1 protein-coding gene and 1 pseudogene are annotated in these 1,095 nt (G+C 46.8%); both read right to left on the bottom strand.

Annotation, left to right across the window (positions count from 1 at the left end):
- Positions 1 to 185 (bottom strand): annotated as a pseudogene (locus LAY57_RS35655) (hypothetical protein); the annotation flags it as partial.
- A gap of 52 nt (positions 186 to 237) precedes the next feature.
- The gene (locus LAY57_RS35650; protein ID WP_249072258.1) at positions 238 to 1,020 is read right to left on the bottom strand and encodes a tyrosine-type recombinase/integrase; all 783 of its coding nucleotides are present in this window, start codon (positions 1,018 to 1,020) and stop codon (positions 238 to 240) included.
- Positions 1,021 to 1,095: the final 75 nt, after the last annotated feature.

Raw genomic sequence — 1,095 nt, 5'->3', positions numbered from 1 at the left:
TCTAGTTTGAGAAACTCCATTACCACCGCTGGCGTTGGCGGGTACCCAGACACGGCTGTAAAAAAGTACCGTAAGTCTTTCTCGTAGGCAGTTCTAGTATTTTTCGAGCGTTTTTGCTGCAACGATTCTGCGAGCAGATCGCGAGTGCCTAATTTTAAATTTAGCGTGCCTGGAGAATTTATCATTTAGCCTAGTTTTGATGTACGGAAACATCCATTATTATCGTACATTAAGATTTTAAACCCAATCAGACGGGGGTGGTAAGCAGAAGTTGGCAGGTAACCGCTCGTAGTTGGGATAGGCTGTGAAAACCTGTAGGACATATTTAACTGTGTGGTTATACGAGTTAAGCCCAATAAACTCTCGCATACGGTCGATCGTCGTCCAAATTGCTTCTACTACTGACGGATCTAATGATTCAAATTCTTGCTGCTCTTGAGCGGATAGAGAAGTAAACGTCCCATACTTCAACCATGTCAAATGACATTGGCGCTTAGTCACTTCCGGCATTTGGCTGAGTAACAGTGCGGCTCGATACAAAATGCCAGCGGTTCTCACCATATATGGATGTATGGGAAATTCTAGTCCAGCTTTTACCCCAGCTCGCTCGATGATATGGTGCAGGGAACGCGGCGATAACCGATGGCGACGTTCCGAAGGAAAGAGTATAGTCGCTCCCTTATAATCTTGTCCTAGCTGGCGTAAAAGTTTGACTTCAGCAAAAGAAAGTATGTGGATATCCGGGATGAGTTCTTGGCGATAAACGCCCCGGCGTCGATTTCTATAGATGGTTAATGTGGCTGGTGCTACCTTTTCGGTCATGTGGATATGTTGCCATTGCAGTGATGCAATCTCAACTGGTTGCAAAGCATGACCGAATGCGATCGCTATCAGCACGGAGTCGCGCACTGGGTTCCTTGAGGTTCTAGCCGCTTCAACGAGCGCCTTAATTTCGTCTGGATACAAAAAATTGCGCGGTCTACGGTCTTTATTGAGGGGTTTATGAGGCGGATTGGGCATATCCTTCTTCTAGCCTCGCTTTAGTAGTGGGGGAGCCAGAGTTTTTTTCATCGATCGGGGGTTGCGATTGCCGCC

The sequence above is a fragment of the Argonema antarcticum A004/B2 genome (assembly GCF_023333585.1).
Taxonomy (GTDB): Bacteria; Cyanobacteriota; Cyanobacteriia; order Cyanobacteriales; family Aerosakkonemataceae; genus Argonema; species Argonema antarcticum.
This window is presented reverse-complemented; position numbering and strand designations above follow the sequence as displayed.

Excerpts from the sequence above, each read along its gene's own strand:
- LAY57_RS35650 (WP_249072258.1), bottom strand. The coding sequence starts at position 1,020 with ATGCCCAATCCGCCTCATAAACCCCTCAATAAAGACCGTAGACCGCGC.